This is a genomic window from Pseudofrankia asymbiotica (assembly GCF_001983105.1).
Lineage (GTDB): Bacteria > Actinomycetota > Actinomycetes > Frankiales > Frankiaceae > Pseudofrankia > Pseudofrankia asymbiotica.
The window spans coordinates 62,149-77,801 of record NZ_MOMC01000045.1 but is presented as its reverse complement, the minus strand read 5'-3'; the positions used below and the strand labels follow the sequence as shown (position 1 = coordinate 77,801).

Genomic DNA, 15,653 nt, shown 5'->3' with positions numbered 1-15,653 from the left:
CGACCCCGATCAGTCGAGGGCGAGCGCGGACAGGTCGGTGTCGACGTCGACCCAGACGGCCCGGGGCAGGTGCCCGGCCAGGTAGGCGTCGCGGCCGCTGCGACCGTCGAGGTACCAGCGGACGTCAGCCAGAACCACCTCCTCACGGTGCTCGGCGAGYCAGGCGGCCGACACCACGGGTGGCACGCCCAGGTCGGAAGGGAGCGCGGCCTGGGCACCCGAGCCGGGCCGCACGGTGGTGAGGCGGGGCGTCGCGGTGGAGCCGGGTTTCACGGCGGCGCGGGGACGGCGGCGCGGGGACGGCGGCGGCGGTCGTTCAGGGCGAGCACGTCGGCGAGCAGCCGGCGGTGATCCGCCCGGCGGGCACGTCGAGATCCACGTCGGCGAGCGCCGCCTCGAACCCGTGCTGGACGCGGTCCGAGCGTGGAGCGTGGACTTGGCAGCACATCAGGCAGCCAAGTCAACGCGGTGACGAACGCCTCACGCACGGCTCGTGGGCCAGCACTGACCGCCACGTCTACGCGGTGACACCCCCGTCGACCACGAGGTCGGCGCCGACAGCGAAGCCCGCGTCGTCCGAGGCGAGGTACAGCACCGCCGCGGCGATCTCCTCAGTCCTGCCGACCCGCCCGACGGGAACGGCGGCCTTCGACCGCTCGGCGCGCTCCGCCTCACTCTCCCCCGGCAGCAAGGACACCTGCGTGTCGGTCGCCCCGGGGCTGACGGCGTTGATCCGCACACCCTCGTGGACGTGGTCGAGCGCCGCGTTCCGGGTCAGCGCGCTGACCGCGGCCTTGGTCGCGACATAGGCGCCGAGGTTCGACCGCCGGCGATGGGCGCCGAGGTTGGATGAGACGTTCACGATCGCGCCATCGCCGTGCGCACGCATGTAGGCGATCTCGTGCTTCATCGACAGCCAGGTACCGGTGAGGTTGACCTCGACCAGCCTGCGCCAGTCGTCCTCGCGGACGTCGGCCAGAGGAGCCACGCCAGCGAGAACCCCGGCGTTGTTCACGGCGACGTGCAGGCCGCCGAAGCGGTTCGCGGCCCGTTCGACCATCCGGGACACGTCCGGCGAGCGGGTGACATCGGCTACCACGTACCCCGCCCGGCCTCCCGACGCCTCGACGAGCCCGACGGTGCCCTTCAACGGCCCGGCCGAACGCCCGGCGACGACCACCGCCGCCCCCTCTCGGGCGAAGCTGAGCGCGATCGCGCGACCGATGCCGGATCCACCCCCGGTGACCAGTACGGTCCGGTCAGTGAAACGTCCACTCGCCATAGGTGCTCCCTGAAGTAGGTCATGCCAAGGTTGCCGCGTCTTCCGCGGGGCGCGGTCGTCTTTTTAGACCGTTCGATCCAGATCTTGCTCGGACTACGACCACACGACGACAGGCCGGCCGGTGCCACGGGCACGACCAGGGCGCGGACAGAGCGACAGATCGCGGGCGGGCGCGGGGGTCGGGTGAGGCCTGGCGGGTCAGGCGAGCAGTGAGAGGGCCTCGTGGGCGGCGTCCTGGAGACGCCCCGTCCCGCCGGAGGTCCTGCCGACCACTCGCATGCCCTGCATCAGCACAAGGAGCATGCGTGCCAGCGCTCTGGGGTCGGATTCCACGCGTAGCTCACCCTGGGCGCGGGCACGCAGCAGCGCTGAGGTGAGCGCGGTCTCCAGGACGTCCCAGCTCGCGAGCACTTGCTGTTGCGCCACGTTGTCGTGCGAGGCGAGCTCCACGGCTGTGTTGGTGACCAGACAGCCACGCCRGCGCTCGTCCTGGCTCGCCTCGGYGGCGAAGCGCTCCACCAGCGCCCGCACACCGGGCAGTGCCGGGCCCGGCCACGACAGGTCCGCCATCAGGCGCATGTCGACCCGATCGCGGTACCGGGTGAGCGCCTTCATGTACAGGTCGCTCTTGGAGCCGAACGTCGCGTAGATGCTCGCCCGGGCGATGCCGAGGTGCTCGACGAGATCGGCCATCGACGTCGCCTCGTAGCCACGGCTCCAGAACAGCTCGAGCGCGGCGTCCAGCGCCGCGTCAGGATCGAACTCCTTCGATCTACCCACCCGGCCAGCGTACCGATATAGGAACGTTCAGTCTAGAATTTTTTCCTTTCACCATGGTCCGATCACCGCAAGGGCGTCGCGGAAGCGAGTCGTAAAGGCGGAGACCACGGCGTCAGGCCTCATGGACGGGCGCAGAAGCCCGCCGGCGACGGACGTTGACCTTGACGTGTGCGTCAGGGCTTAGCGTCGCCGCCGTGTCGACGACTCGGACCTCGCCTCAGGTCCTGCTTGCCCACCGTCCGGAGGGGACGCCCATCCCCGCGGACTTCCGCCTGGTCGAGGTGGACGTCCCGCCGTTGGCCGAGGGGCAGGTGCTGGTACGCAACGCGTACCTGGCGCTGAGCGCGGCCATGCGGACGTTGATGTCGGACGAGGATGTTCCCCTGCCGATGTACCGGGTCGGGGAGGTGATGCAGGGGCCGGCGCTCGGCGAGGTGGTCGCGTCCACCGACCCGGGGTTTGCGCCCGGGGACCTGGTGCGGCACCGGTCGGGGTGGCGGGAGCACGCGTGGGCCCCGCCTCCGGTTTCCTGCGGCTGGACCCGGACCTGTACCCAGATCCGGTAGCTCACCTGTCTTCGGGGCTGACCGCCTACGCCGGCCTCATCGCCGCGGGACGCCTGGCGGCTGGCGAGCCGGTACTGGTCACCAGCGCCGCCGGGTCGGTCGGCAGCGTGGCCGGCCAGCTCGCCCGGCTGCTGGGCGCGGGCCAGGTGATCGGTACCGTCGGCTCGGCCGCCAAGGCCGACTATGCCACCGGCGTCCTGGGCTATGACCAGGCCCTCGACTACCGCCGCGGTCCCATCGGCGATGCTCTGGGCGCCGCGGCCCCGGACGGCGTCGACGTGGTCTTCGACAACGTCGGCGGTGCGCAGCTACGCGCGGCGGTCCACGCGGCCCGGCCCCGGGGCCGGATCGTGATCTGCGGCGCGCTGGCCCACCAGGCCGCGCACGAGCCCGCGTCCCTGACAGTGGACACGATGACCGTCGCGGGCAAGCGCCTCACCGTCACCGGATTCACCGCCGCCGACCATCCCGGCCTCGCGGCCGAGTGGCCGGCCCGCTTCGCGGCAGCTGTGGGACGACCTGATCCGCCTGATGAGGGCGAAGGCGCCCGTGGTCATCGACTACAGCTTCTGGAACCGCGCCACCCGAGACCGGTACAAGGCCACGATCGAGAGCCACGGATGCCGGTGGGAACTCGTCCGTCTGAAGGCCGACCTCGGAACACTCCGGCGCCGGCTCGCCCTCCGCAACCGGCGCGACGGCGCGAACAGCGTCACCGTCTCCGACCAGCTCCTGGAACGCTACTTCGCCGACCTCCAGGAGCCCGTGGGTGAGGGTGAACGCGTCATCCTCCAGGAATGATCCGCGGAGTCCGGTGATCTGGCGTCTCCGGTCGGACGGTCTGGGCGTCGATCAGTTCACGAGCACGATCCTGCCGAACACCTCACCGGCGTCCAGCTTCTGATGGGCCAGCACGGCCTGCTCCAGGGGCAGCAGTTCGTGAACCACCGCGTGCAGCTCGCCGCGGCCCGCGGCGGTGAACAGCTCGGCGGTCACGGCGCGCCGGGCGGCCTCGGTCATGGTGTCCGTGCTGAAGGTGGCGAACGACATCGACTTCTGGAACGCCGCGAACAGGTGCGCGGCGAAGTCCGCCGGTGGAGGGCCCGCGACCGCGCCGACGGCGACCATGCGGCCGTTCGGGTTGAGCCTGGCGAGGAACGACGGCAGGTCGGGGCCGGCCACGACGTCGATGATGACGTCGTGGCCGGCGGGAGCGTCCTGGGCTTCGTCGCCCCGCCCCTCGCCGGCGCGGTCCAGCACATGGGTCGCGCCGAGCTTGCGCAGCCGGTCACCCCGCTCGGGCGACGACGTCGTGACCGCGACCGTGCCCGCGCCCTGGCGGGCGGCGAGCTGGACGGCCATGATCCCGATGCCGCCGGACGCGCCGCGGACCAGCACCGACTCGCCCGGCGTGAGGTGGGCGTGGCGAAGGCCGAAGTGGGCCACCCGCCCGCAGCTGCCCAGCGTCACCGCGTCGGCGGCGGAAAGGTCGGCCGGGAGGGGGACGAGCGTCTCGGCCGGCGCGATCGCCCGCTCGACATAGCCGCCGCCCAGGCCGGTGAACCCCCACACCCGCTGACCGACCCAGGCCGTGTCGACGCCGTCTCCGACCGCGGCCACGGTGCCCGCCACCTCGCCTCCGAGGATGTGGCCCTTCTCGAACCCGTAGGCGGCGACAGCGCCGCTTCGGATCATGACGTCGACGCCGCCGACACCGATCGCCTCGGTGGCGATCAGTACCTGCCCGGCGGCGGGAACCGGGTCGGGGATCTCGATGACGGCGAGGCCCTCGGGTCCTCCGAACGCCCTGATCGCAACTGCCTTCACGGTTGCCTCCGGTTCTGGGATGTGTCTGGGCTGGTCGGCCGACCGTAACGGAGCACCCCGTCCGTTTCGCTAAAGTGAGAGCGGTGACGGCCGAAGTGATATCGACACCGAAGTGATATCGACACCGCGGTGATGCCGATGCTTCGCTCGGACGCCCGCGACAACCGCGCGCGGATCCTCCTCGTCGCACGCGCGGCCTTCGCCGCGGAGGGCCTCGACGTGCCGATCCGGGAGATCGCCCGGCGGGCGCAGGTCGGCGTCGCCACCGTCTACCGGCACTTCCAGACCAAGGAGGCCCTGCTCTCCGAGGCCTTCGGCGAGCAGATGGCCCTGTGCTCGCAGGTCGTGGGCGAAGGGCTGGCGGCGGCCGACCCGTGGACCGGGTTCTGCCTGGTGATCGAGAAGCTCATGGAAATGCACGCTCTCGACCGGGGCTTCGCGCGCGCGTTCACTTCTCAGCTTCCCTCGGCGGTCGGCCTGGCCGAGGACCGCGATCACACGCTGCGTCTGCTGCTCGAGCTCGTGCGGCGCGCGAAGGAAGCGGGTTCGCTGCGCGGAGACTTCGTCCTGGAGGACATCGTCCTGGCGCTGATGGCGAACGAGGGTATCCGCGCGGAGTCACCCGGAGTGAGGGTCGCGGCATCGCGCCGCTTCGCCGCGCTCATGATTCAGTCTTTCCAGGCGAGCCCCGTGCCGACGCCGCTCCCGCCGGCGGTCCGCCTGCCTCTCACCAGAGGCTGAGACCTTCCCGTAGATCTTGTCTAGACGGCTTCCTTCTCACCTGGCCGTCGGATCGCTGGGCGTGACGRCCTGGGCGGCAGCGATCAGGTCCAGGAGATGAGGGCTGTGGTCGACAGCCCGGTGGACCAGAGCGGTTTCTATCTTGATGGGAGGGCTGGCCAGGCGGCGGAAGGCAATCCCCGGTAGGGCCTGCCTGGCGAGAAGGTAGGCCTGGTCGGGGTAGAAGACCGTCCAGCTGGGGCCGCCGGCGGCGATCAGCGCCAGCATGTCCTGGTCGTTGCTGGCGGGCGCGTGGCCGGGTTCGAATCCCGCCTCGCGGCAGGCACCGAGYACGGCGTCGACGAGCAGTGGGTTGGCGTCGCGCGGTGGGAGGCGCACCGGCAGCGAGGCGAGCTCCGCCAGGCGGACGGTGCGGCGCCGGGCCGTGGTCACGCCGGCGGGCAGCGCGGCGACGAGCAGATCGGCCCGGACATGCACATAGCGAAGGTGACGGGCCATCTCGCTGTCAGGGCGGCGGCGGACGAAAGCGGCGTCGAGGTCTCCGCCGGACAGGTGCGCGATCCGCTCGCGTTCGGCGAGCCTGACCAGGTCGACGGTGATGTTCGGCTGGCGCCGCGCGAAGTCGCGGAGCACGTGGGTCAGATAATCACCGAGGCCGGCGCTGGTGCCCAGGCGCAGCGTGCGGACGGTGGGGGCACCGAGTTCGCGGGCCGCGGCCTGGGCCCGGTCGGCGGCGGCGATCGCCTCCCGGGCGTGGTCAAGGAAGACTCGACCGGCATCGGTGAGCGCCACGCGCCGGGTGGAGCGGTCGAGCAACGTCACACCCAGCTCGCGTTCCAGGCGGCGGATCTGCTGGCTGACGGCCGGCTGCACGATGTGCAGCTGCTCGGCGGCCCGCCCGAAGTGCCGGCTGTCCGCCACGGCGACGAAATAGCGCAGCTGCCGAAGCTCCATGTCCGCGCCCTCGATTCATCACGAGTCGTGATGAGACTAGAGGATGGTTGCTCGTTGAAGGCGAACGGCCAGGCTGGTCGACTGGCCCGGTGGCGCGAGTCCGGCTCGATGACGCCGAAACAGGCGCCCGCGCGGCACCCTCCCAGGAAAGGGCCCTTCCTATGACCACCGAGACCACACGCGCCGCCGTCGCCGACTATGTCGCCGCGCTGCGGCGAGGAGACGTCGACGCGTTGCGAGCCAGCTTCGCGCCGAAGGCGACGTGGACCATCCGCGGCGACCTGCCGGTCGCCGGTACCTGGACCGGCGCCGACGAGATCCTGGACGGGTTCCTCGCCCAGGTCGTCGCGACGCTGGACCCCACGGTGCCCGTGACACAGACCCTGCACCGCATCATCGCCGACGGCGAGCATGCCGTCGCCGAATGGACGAGCCACGCCCAGGCCCGCGACGGGACACCCTACGACAACGACTACGCGGTGGTGTTCCAGGTACGCGACGGGCTGATCACCTCGGTCACGGAGTACTGCGACACCTCGTATATGAAACGCGTGCTGTTCGAACAGTGAGCGCCCTCATCGGGACACCGCCGTCATCGGGACACCGCCGTCCGCCGCCCGGCCTCGTCGATGACGGCGGCGGCGTCGGCGACCTGGCCGCCGGTGAAGGCCGGACGGCCGCCATAGGGGTCCTCGTCGGTCCACAGCGTGGTCGGCACCGCCCGCCGGACGACGGGAATCACCTCGGTGGCGAGGCGCTCGAGCATCTCCAGCTGCTGCTCGTGCGGAATCATGGTCGGCAGGCTGAACGCCTGCAGGTCATGGCCGAACCCGGCGTGGAAGTACATGATCTTGTCGATGATCTGCTGCGGGCTGCCGACCAGCACCGGGCCCTCGGCGATGGCGTGGTCGATGTCGTGGAAGACCATCTCGTTGCCCGGGGTGTGGTTGCCGGGCCGGTTGAAGAACTCGACCATCTTCTCGTACGTAGGGCCGAAGTGCTCCCGAGCCTGCGCGGTGGCGTCGGCCAGGAAGAGGAAGCCGGCGCCGGCCGCGACGTAGCCGTAGCGCGGGTCGTGCCCGTGCCGCGCGTACTCCTCGCGGTAGTGCTCGATGAGGACCGTGTAGTTGTTCCGGGGCTGGATAGCGTTGGCGCTGAACAGCGGGTCACCCCACCGGGCCGCGAGCGCGGCGGAGGCCAGAGTGGTGGCCGAACCGTGCCAGACGCGCGGCGCGCCGGCGTAGGGGCGCGGCAGCGTGGTCGCCTCCCGCAGCCGCGGGCGGAACCGGCCGGACCAGGTCACGTTCTCCTCCCGCCACAGCCGCCGCAGCAGCTCGTACTTCTCGGCGAGCGCGTCCCACTGCGTCCCGGCCTCGATGCCGAACAGGGGCAGTTGCCGCAGCTCGTTGCCCTTCCCGATGACCAGTTCGAGGCGGCCGCGGGAGAGCTGGTCGATGGTCGCGTAGTCCTCGGCCACCCGCACCGGGTCGAGGATGGACAGCACGCTCACCCCGGTCTGGATGCGCACGCGCGAGGTGGTCGCCGCGATGGCGCCGAGCAGGACCGTGACCCCGGACGAGAGAACCGGCCCTGCGTGCCGCTCGCCGATCGCGACCGCGTCGAGGCCCAGCTCCTCGGCGCGGCGGGCGGAGGCCAGCGCCTGCGCGTACCGCTCGGCCGTGCTGACGAGCCGACCGGTCACCGGGTTCTGGATGTTCGGCAGGATGTCGAGCACCTGGAATCTCATGTGCACCTCCTGAGCGGCGGGGTCACAGGAGGCCGTGGCGGGGCGGTGGCGTTCCGCGCAGCAGCCAGCGGCCGATGTGCTGAAGTTTCCAGCGGGCGGGGTCGTGCAGGGTATGTATGGGTGCGCGCGTCGCGCCAGTACCGCGACAGGTTCGCGGCCTCCARCGCCGAACGGCCCCGCGGGCAGCCCGCATCTCATCACTCGTCTCYCGCTCGGCCGGCGAAGCCCAGGACTTCACCCTCGACAACTATCATCTTCTTCACTGATCCAGTGAAGAAAGTTGGATCCAGGTCACGCCGTCTCCTTCCGCCCGATCCCTCCGCCGAGCCGCCGGGGTATACCCCCGTTGGGCCACGGGCGCTCGGCCCGCTGGAAGGTGCGCGGTGAGCGCGCCGGGCGGGCCGCCGCCGCGGGTCAGCCGCCTGTCGAGGTGCGTCCACGCTGGGGGAATGAACCATCCAGCTCGTCCCGCTTGCCGCCCGGTTACGCGAATGACGCGATCGGGCGTGATCGAAAGCCGCCTTCCGTTCATCGATCCGTCACAATGGTCGGAACGGGTCCTCACGGACCAGCACCAGCCCGCGGTCCTGGAGGGGAGCGGGCCGAACGCAGGGGGTGTTGTGCCGACGAGCCGGACGACCCGGGACCGACGGAAGTCGTCATCCGGCCGCCGGACGGTACCGAGGCCCACGGCCCCACCGAAGCCGACGCCGGAGGCACGCCGGTTCTGGCGGCTGCCGGAGCACGAGCTCGACGAGCTGGTCGCGCTAGCCCGCCAGGTCGACCGGGTGGAGCTCAAGCTGACCGTGCCACACCAGGCCCACGACGCGGCCTGCGCGGCCCTCGGCGTCCAGTTCCGGCACGCGCCGAAGCATCAGGTCTACTACTTCGACAGCCCGGACCGGCTGCTGCAACGGCACGGCGTCATCATCCGCGCCCGCGGCCGGCGGGACCAGCCGGACGACGCGGTGGTCAAACTGCGCCCGGCCGTACCCGCCGAGATCTCACCATCCATGCGCGCGTCGAAACGGTTCACGGTCGAGGTCGACGGAATGCCGGGCAGCTATGTCTGCTCAGCCGCGCTGAAAACCCACCTTGGCTCATCCGACCTCGACCGCGTCGTACGCCACGGCCACTCACCACGCCGGCTGCTGTCCGCCACCCAGCTACGGCTGGTCGGCGCGCGGCTGTCCGCGGCCGACGTCGACCTGGCCGACCTCAGGGGCCTGCGGGCGATCGGCCCGGTCAGCGTCCGCCGGCGCACGCTGCGTCCGGACGGGTGTGACGTGCCGTTCCTCGCCGAATGCTGGACCTACCCGGACGACACGCGGCTCATCGAACTGTCCACCCGCTGCCGCCCGGCGGACGTGCTGTCGGCCGCCGCGCGCACCGCCACCGTGCTGACCGCCCACGGCATCGACCTCACCGGGCCGCAGCAGACCAAGACCATCGCCACCTACCAGTACTTCGACCCGTCGGCGACCGTCCCGTAGGCGACCGGCGGCGTCGCCGCGATCCAACCGCCGCTCAGCCCTCCGTGGCGGCGAGAAAGCGGCTGATCGCGGCGGCGAGCTCGGCCGGCTGCTGTTCCTGGATGTTGTGGCCCGTCTCCAGCTCCACGACCTCGGCCCGCGGCACCCGGACGCGGAACTCCTCGACCACCTCCGGGGAGAGGAACCCGTGCCGGCCGCGGATGAGCAGCACCGGAACCGTCGGGTCCGCGAGGCCCGGCCACAGGTCGCCCAGGTCGATGCTGAACCGCGCGCCCGGCGGCGGGCTGGCGAGGTGGTGCTTGAACACGACCGTGCCGTCGTCGCGGACCCGGGTGTTGAGCACGACGCCCCGGGTCAGCGCCGGCCGCGACGAGCCGATGCCGGCGGCGAGGGCCTTCTCCACGATCTCCTCGCGGGAGCCGAACACCTGTGGCCCGGCCAGGAAGTCGGTCACCTGCGCCGCGTCCTCGAGCCGCTGGTTGGGACTGGCGTCCACCAAAACCAGCCGGCGGACCAGGTCCGGGCGCGCGTGCGCCAGCGCGATCGCGGTATGGGCGCCCAGCGACTGCCCGATGACGGTCTGCGGCGCGCCCGGCGCGGTGGCGTCGAGGACGGCGGCCACGGCCCGCGCGTTCTGCCACGGGGAATAGTCGAAGTCGTCGCGCCAGGCCGAGTCGCCGTGGCCCGGCAGGTCCAGCGCGAGGGCCGGGCGGCCGAGGGCAAGCAGTGTCCCGTCCCAGGTGTGGGCGTTCAGGCCGCCGCCGTGCAGCAGGGTGAGCTCCGGCGAGGCACCCCACAGCAGCGCGCTGAGGGCACCGTCCGAGGTCGTCACATCGACGCGGCGCACCGTCGGAAGTTCGGGCGGGGCGCCTACCTCGGCCGCCTCCTCCGCGAGAAAGCCGAACTCTGCGGGGTCGTGACCCATCGTCGTCCTCTCGTCGTCACCTGGCACGAGGGCCTGGGGCGGGGGTGCGCCAGTCCCGAGGGGGGCAGGCGCCGGCGCCGACCACCACAGGACTGTCCCCTCACGGGTGTTGTCACACCCGAGCCGCGGCCAGCCGTCCCAGGCGCTGGGCTCCACCCGTCACCGTCCGGCCACGCGGTCGACCCGGCGCGGCCCTGCCCATCCCACCACCCACCGCGCTCCTGAGGCCCGCGAGCCGTGGTTCTGTTTCGCGGGCGCTACGTCCGCATGGCACTTTGTTCATAAATCCGGTGGGGATTGCGGAATTGGTGGCGTCGGGGTTAACGTCGGACTGTCGCATGGCGGCGGTTCGTCCAGGGAGGTGTGAGTGCCGGTGATCCGCGAGTCGATGCCTACCAGCCGACCTCCCGCCGCTGTGCCCACGTTCCGCGCGCACGTTCGCCGGTACATCGACCTGGGGCGCGTCGCCGCCGCGCTCTGTTGATCTGACGGCCCACCCGTGACCCGATAACGGCCGACAGCCGCGAAGGACCAGCCAGGCTTCTCGTGGGCAGAGTCCGGAGCGAGACTTCTCGTCGCTTGCCTCGCCTCGCCTCACTTCTCGCCTCTTCTCGCCTGCCGCGCCGCGACATTCTTTCCTCTCGACCGAGGTCCGCCCAACCAGGCGATCCCTGGTGCGCGCATTTCGACGCTGAACGCGAACGGCCTCACCGTCGACCATGAGCGCCGGGTCTTTCTGCGCTTCCTGAACGAGGTACTGGCGACCGCGCCGCGGTGCGCTGATTTCAGACCGATCGCTATCGATGTGGCAGCTGTTGCATCCCAGCCAGAGGGGGTTACGGTGACCGCCGTCCGTACCGCGCCTTATGAAGTCCGCCAGGCCAGYCCTGTACTCGGGGCCGAGATCGTCGGAGTCGACCTGGCGGGTGGTGTCGACGACACCACGGCCGAGGCGCTACGCGAGGATTTCTGGAAGCACAAGGTCCTGGTGTTCCGCGGCCAGGACCTCTCGCCGGACGCGCACGTGCGAGCCGTGCAGATCTTCGACGAGCCGTTCGACCATCCCCAGTGGCTCTACCGCCACGAGGACAACCGGCTGGTGTACACCTTCAACCTCGAGAAGGCCGGCGCCGCGTCGGCGTGGCACGTCGGCGGCACCTGGCGCAACCCGCCGTTCAACATCGAGTCCCTGACCTACCAGGTGGTGCCGGAGGTCGGCGGCCACACCCTGTGGGCCGACCTGCAGGCGGCCTACGACGGCCTGTCCGAGCCGTTCAAGGAGCTGTTGGAATCGGTCAGCGCCGTGTACAGCGCCTACCCCGGCGACGGGACCTATGACCGGCCCGCGGTGACGGAGACCGTGGAGCACCCGGTCGTGCGCACCCACCGGCACACAGGCCGCAAGGGGCTCTTCATCAGCTCGCACGCCCTGCGCCTGACCGGCATCGGCCAGGCCGAGGGCGAGGCCCTTCTGCCGTTCCTCGTGGCGCACGCCTCCTCCCCGAACTACACCGTGAGCTTCGGCTGGAAACCCGGCGACTTCGTGCTCTGGGACAACCTGGCCACCTGGCACTACGCGGTGAACGACTACGACGGCCCGCGCGTCTACCGCAAGGTCATCGGCGGCTGACCCGGCTCCGGCGTGTTGGGGCTCTGACCGGCTGACGCGACCGAGCCGCTTTCATGATCTGGTGCGATTTTGGGAGTTCCAGCGCCGAGGATCCCACCAGATCATGAGCGACCGGGCCGTACAGGCCAAGGCGCGCGGCGAGGCCCGGCGCGGCGCGACGAGGCATGACGAGGCATGACGCCCGGCGGGTACGTCTCCTCCAGCGAGGAGACCGGCGACTTCAACGGGGAGACCGGCCGCTTTCCGCATCAGCCCGGCCGGAATAGCAGCGAGGGCTCGCGGCACCGCCGCTGGCGCGCCTGACGAGGAGGATGACCGTGTCCCAGACGGCGAGTGCCATCCATGCCGGCCCCACCAGCACCGCCCGCCCCACCAGCACCGCCCGCCTCAACATCACGGCTGGCCTCACCGGCTATGCCACCCCCACCGACGTCGACACGTACGGCGCGTACACGATCAGGCGGGACCCGGCCGACCCGCGGCCCCTGTACCGGTTCACCGGGCGGATCACCGCGGACGGGTCGAGCGGCTACCGGGCCGAGCCGGGGCGCTACCACATCTACTCCGGCTGGTTCTGCCCGTGGGCGCAGCGGATCACCCTGCAGATCGCGCTCAACGCCCTGGAAGACCTCGTCAGCGTGTCCTACGTCGACAACAGCCGTGACGCCCGCGGCTGGGCGTTCCGTGAGACCTACGGCCCGGACCCGGTGAACGGCTTCACCCTGCTGCGCGACGCCTACGAGGCGACCGAGCCCGGGTTCGACGGCCACGTCTCCGTTCCCACGCTGTGGGACCGCGAGACCCGCCAGGTGGTGAGCAACGACTTCATCACCCTCGGGATCGACCTCGCCACCCGGTTCGGCGAGTGGTCCAACGACGCCGGCACCTATCCGGAGCACCTGCGCGCCGAGATCACCGAGCTCGACTCCTGGATCGGCCCGGCGGTGAACCGCGGCGTCCACCAGGCCGCCCACGACAAGACGGTCCGGGCCACGCTGCTCGACGCTTTCGCCAGGCTCGACGGCCGCCTCGCCGACGCCCGCTACCTGGTCGGGAGGCAGCTCACCGAGGCCGACGTCCGGCTGTGGGTCTCGCTGGTCCGCTACCGCGGCCGTACCCGCGACCTGGACCGCCTCCCGCCGCTGTCGGACTACCCGAACCTGTGGGCCTACGCCCGCCACCTCTACCAGCTCCCCGCGTTCCAGGCGACGACCGACTTCACCACCTTCTCCGAGGTCGCCGCCGTCCTCCCTGGCTGGGACACCGCCCTGGGCAGATAGCGCCTCCCCGCCGACGACCGGCTGGCCCGCGCTCGCCGAGTCGCCGCTGGACGAGTCGCCTCAGTGGGGTCAGCTGGTCGTCTCGATCGCGGCGTCGACCGCGGCACGCGTCCTGGTGACGAGATCATCGGCGGCGGCGGGGTCGACGACCCCGTAGCCGCGGCGGCCCGAGAGCGCCGCGGCCACCACGGTGAGATCCGGATGACGGCTGGCGACCCAGCGCGCTCCCTGCCGCTTCGAGCCCCAGGTCTCGGTCTCGGCGTACCGCCAGCTCCGGCACGCGTTCAGGACGCGGTTGGGTGTCGCCGGCTCGCTGGTGTCGTGCCACGAGAGCGAGTCGAGGATCGCGCACAGCTGCCAGGTCCGGGGGACCTCCGCCAGCAGGTCCGCGGGCGGCGGTCCGTGCAGGGCCCGGCCGAGGGCGCGGCCGATCGCCAGGTCGAGCAGGAACCAGTGGCTCGGCTCGGTGGCGGGATCCGTCGAGACGTGGCGGTCGATGTCCGAGCCCGTGTTGAGGTTGAGCTGGTAACGCGGGTGGCGAGCAGACGGCGAGACGTCCTGGACGTCGTAGCAGACGAACTCGAGATGGCGGGCCGGGCACGGGAACACCGCGTGGTCGAGCCCCTCGACGAGCCGGGTCAGCTCGGCCGGTTCGAGGGCGCCGTCGATGACCGCCTGAACGTCGATGTCGCTGGGCCCCGGGTCGTAGTCGCCGTAGGCCCCCGAACCGAACAGGTAGACGGCGACCAGTCGCTCGGCGAACAGCTCGCGGAGTAACTCGGTGATGTGGCGGAGATAGTTCGTCTCCCGCTCAGGCAACACGGCGGCCCCGCCCGTCCCGTTGTCGGTCGGCGGATCCGGTCACCGGCCGTCGGACAACCAAACAATGCTCTCCGGTGGACGTTGTCATGGACCTCGCGCCGGCGATGGCCAGACGTCGAGACAGCTCCACGAGCGCAGCCAACTGTCCGGATTGACCGGAAGGCGCCGCCGCCCGGCCGGCCGACCGGCCAGCTCGGCAAAAGGGCCTCCCTCCCCCGGACCTGCCGTCCGCCACCGTCCTGTTCGGTTCGCGTCCTCGCCGGGTTCAGTGGGCGGCCGCCTGGGCCGCGGCGGCCGCGTAGCGGTTGGCGGGCCGGGCGAGGCCCAGGAGCCCGCGCAGGGTGTTCGCCTCGTACGCGGTGCGGAACGCGCCGCGGCGCTGGAGCTCGGGAACCAGGGCGCGGGTGATGGCCTCGAGGTCGTGCGGGACGGCGCCGGGCCGCAGCCGGTAGCCGGACAGGCCGGCGCGTCGCCAGCCGAGCAGCAGGTCGGCGAGCTCCGCCGCGGTGCCGGTGAAGACGAGGGCGTCGCTGGTGTACTCCTCCCCCGCCGTCTCGTCGAGGCGGTCCCGGCGGGCGGCGGCCGCCGCGGCGGTGTCGTCGAGGAAGACGACGAGGTCGCCGAAGACGTGGATGGTCTCGCCGGCCCTTCCGGCCGTTTCCTGCTCCGCGCGGACCTCGGCCACGATCGCCGCCGCCGCGGCCTCGTCCGGCGGCGTCACGTACACGATGTCGGCGGCGCGGGCGCCGAGCCGGTACGGGATGGTCGCGTGCGCGAGCGCCGAGACGACCGGCTGGCCCTGCGGCGGGCGCGGCACGATGGAAGGCCCGCGGACCTTGAACCAGCGGCCCTCGAAGTCGATGTAGTGCAGCTTGTCCCGGTCGACGAACCGGCCGGTGGCGACGTCGCGGATCTCGGCGTCGTCCTCCCAGCTGTCCCACAGGCGGCGCACGACCTCCACGAAGTCCGCGGCCTCGTCGAAGGACTCGGCCACGACGGCCTGCACCTCGKGCTTCTGGTAGTCGGCCAGCCGGAACGGGCGAACCGTGCGCCGGCCGAAGTGCGAGCTCTCCGGCGGGCGTGACGTCTGGACCCGCCAGCCGGCCCGGCCCTGGCTGGTGAAGTCGAGGGTGGCGATCGCCTTCGAGACGTGGAACGGCTCGGTGTGGCTGACGGTCGCCGTCGGCACCAGGCCGATGTTGCTGGTCAGCGGAGAGACCCGGGCCGCGATGAGCACCGCGTCGAGCCGGCCGCGCACCTGGTCGGTCCGGTCGTCCGGGCCGCCGAAGCCGGCTGACTGAAGGCCGAGTGAGTCCTCGATGGTGACGAGGTCGAGCAGGCCGCGTTCGGCCTCGAGAACCTGGCCGAGCCAGTAGCCCGGGGTGAGCAGCTCCGTCGGCCGCGCGTCGGGCTCGCGCCAGGCGGCGGGATGCCACCCGGCGCCGTCGAGCGCGACGGCGAGGTGCAGCGGGTCGGTGGTCGCCGGATCTGCCATGGGGAGCTGGTCTCCTTCTCATCGGCGTCGCGTGCTGTCGGCTCGTGGGCGGTCGGCTCGTGGGCGGTCGGCTCGTGGGCGGTCGGCTCGTGGGCGGTCGGCTCGTGGGCG

Annotated in this window: 17 protein-coding genes and 1 pseudogene; 9 read left to right on the top strand and 9 right to left on the bottom strand. The window is 71.5% G+C overall.

Annotation, left to right across the window (positions count from 1 at the left end; translation table 11 throughout):
- Positions 1-9 precede the first annotated feature (9 nt).
- The 3 genes from BL253_RS22160 to BL253_RS22150 form a co-directional block, all read right to left on the bottom strand.
- Positions 10-273 carry a rhodanese-like domain-containing protein gene (locus BL253_RS22160; RefSeq protein WP_198946355.1) on the bottom strand — a complete coding sequence of 88 codons (264 nt, stop codon included), beginning with the start codon at positions 271-273 and terminating at the stop codon, positions 10-12.
- A 244-nt stretch (positions 274-517) separates the two neighbouring features.
- Positions 518-1,282, bottom strand: coding sequence for an SDR family NAD(P)-dependent oxidoreductase (locus tag BL253_RS22155; protein ID WP_076819044.1), 765 nt, complete (start codon positions 1,280-1,282; stop codon positions 518-520).
- A gap of 198 nt (positions 1,283-1,480) precedes the next feature.
- Complete coding sequence (locus BL253_RS22150) at positions 1,481-2,062, bottom strand: TetR/AcrR family transcriptional regulator (RefSeq protein ID WP_076819043.1); 582 nt, start codon at positions 2,060-2,062, stop codon at positions 1,481-1,483.
- Between the two features lie 194 nt (positions 2,063-2,256).
- Here BL253_RS22150 and BL253_RS22145 point away from each other — a divergent pair, with 194 nt between their 5' ends.
- The 3 genes and pseudogenes from BL253_RS22145 (at position 2,257) to BL253_RS43915 (ending at position 3,429) form a co-directional block, all read left to right on the top strand.
- Positions 2,257-2,628, top strand: a complete 372-nt coding sequence (locus BL253_RS22145; RefSeq protein ID WP_076819042.1) for an MDR/zinc-dependent alcohol dehydrogenase-like family protein — start codon at positions 2,257-2,259, stop codon at positions 2,626-2,628.
- Positions 2,556-3,047, top strand: a pseudogene (locus BL253_RS45450) (zinc-binding dehydrogenase); the annotation flags it as partial. The gene BL253_RS22145 and the pseudogene BL253_RS45450, both read left to right, overlap by 73 nt.
- A 112-nt stretch (positions 3,048-3,159) precedes the next feature.
- Entirely contained in the window at positions 3,160-3,429 is a 270-nt protein-coding gene (locus BL253_RS43915) for an AAA family ATPase (RefSeq protein WP_241835007.1), read from the top strand.
- Positions 3,430-3,480: 51 nt separating this feature from the next.
- Here BL253_RS43915 and BL253_RS22130 read toward each other — a convergent pair whose 3' ends face one another.
- Positions 3,481-4,455, bottom strand: a complete 975-nt coding sequence (locus tag BL253_RS22130; protein ID WP_076819041.1) for a zinc-dependent alcohol dehydrogenase family protein — start codon at positions 4,453-4,455, stop codon at positions 3,481-3,483.
- 138 nt (positions 4,456-4,593) lie between these two features.
- On the opposite strand from BL253_RS22130, the gene BL253_RS22125 reads away from it, so the two are divergent.
- Positions 4,594-5,196: a TetR/AcrR family transcriptional regulator gene (locus BL253_RS22125; protein ID WP_241835006.1), complete on the top strand. Its 603-nt coding sequence runs from the start codon at positions 4,594-4,596 to the stop codon at positions 5,194-5,196.
- A gap of 36 nt (positions 5,197-5,232) precedes the next feature.
- Here BL253_RS22125 and BL253_RS22120 read toward each other — a convergent pair whose 3' ends face one another.
- Positions 5,233-6,150, bottom strand: coding sequence for a LysR family transcriptional regulator (locus tag BL253_RS22120; RefSeq protein ID WP_076819040.1), 918 nt, complete (start codon positions 6,148-6,150; stop codon positions 5,233-5,235).
- A 161-nt stretch (positions 6,151-6,311) separates the two neighbouring features.
- Between BL253_RS22120 and BL253_RS22115 the strand changes: the two genes are divergently transcribed.
- Positions 6,312-6,719, top strand: coding sequence for a nuclear transport factor 2 family protein (locus BL253_RS22115; protein WP_076819039.1), 408 nt, complete (start codon positions 6,312-6,314; stop codon positions 6,717-6,719).
- Between the two features lie 23 nt (positions 6,720-6,742).
- On the opposite strand, the gene BL253_RS22110 is transcribed toward BL253_RS22115, so the two are convergent.
- Positions 6,743-7,897, bottom strand: coding sequence for an LLM class flavin-dependent oxidoreductase (locus tag BL253_RS22110; protein ID WP_076819038.1), 1,155 nt, complete (start codon positions 7,895-7,897; stop codon positions 6,743-6,745).
- Between the two features lie 620 nt (positions 7,898-8,517).
- On the opposite strand from BL253_RS22110, the gene BL253_RS22100 reads away from it, so the two are divergent.
- On the top strand, positions 8,518-9,390 hold the full coding sequence (locus BL253_RS22100; RefSeq protein WP_241835005.1) for a CYTH domain-containing protein: 873 nt from the start codon (positions 8,518-8,520) through the stop codon (positions 9,388-9,390).
- Between the two features lie 34 nt (positions 9,391-9,424).
- Here the strand turns inward: BL253_RS22100 and BL253_RS22095 are convergent, their stop codons facing one another.
- The gene (locus BL253_RS22095) at positions 9,425-10,315 is read right to left on the bottom strand and encodes an alpha/beta fold hydrolase (RefSeq protein WP_076819037.1); all 891 of its coding nucleotides are present in this window, start codon (positions 10,313-10,315) and stop codon (positions 9,425-9,427) included.
- Between the two features lie 841 nt (positions 10,316-11,156).
- Here BL253_RS22095 and BL253_RS22090 point away from each other — a divergent pair.
- The 3 genes from BL253_RS22090 to BL253_RS22085 all read left to right on the top strand — a co-directional run bounded on the left by BL253_RS22090 (position 11,157) and on the right by BL253_RS22085 (position 13,225).
- Positions 11,157-11,945, top strand: a complete 789-nt coding sequence (locus BL253_RS22090; protein WP_076819036.1) for a TauD/TfdA dioxygenase family protein — start codon at positions 11,157-11,159, stop codon at positions 11,943-11,945.
- Positions 11,946-12,119: 174 nt separating this feature from the next.
- A complete protein-coding gene (locus BL253_RS44820; protein WP_274535235.1) occupies positions 12,120-12,248 on the top strand; it encodes a hypothetical protein in 129 nt (42 codons plus the stop codon).
- 8 nt (positions 12,249-12,256) lie between these two features.
- Positions 12,257-13,225, top strand: a complete 969-nt coding sequence (locus BL253_RS22085) for a glutathione S-transferase C-terminal domain-containing protein (protein ID WP_081438554.1) — start codon at positions 12,257-12,259, stop codon at positions 13,223-13,225.
- A gap of 69 nt (positions 13,226-13,294) precedes the next feature.
- Here the strand turns inward: BL253_RS22085 and BL253_RS22080 are convergent, their stop codons facing one another.
- Entirely contained in the window at positions 13,295-14,047 is a 753-nt protein-coding gene (locus tag BL253_RS22080; protein WP_076819035.1) for an aminoglycoside adenylyltransferase domain-containing protein, read from the bottom strand.
- A 265-nt stretch (positions 14,048-14,312) separates the two neighbouring features.
- Positions 14,313-15,542, bottom strand: coding sequence for an LLM class flavin-dependent oxidoreductase (locus tag BL253_RS22075; protein ID WP_076819034.1), 1,230 nt, complete (start codon positions 15,540-15,542; stop codon positions 14,313-14,315).
- Positions 15,543-15,653: the final 111 nt, after the last annotated feature.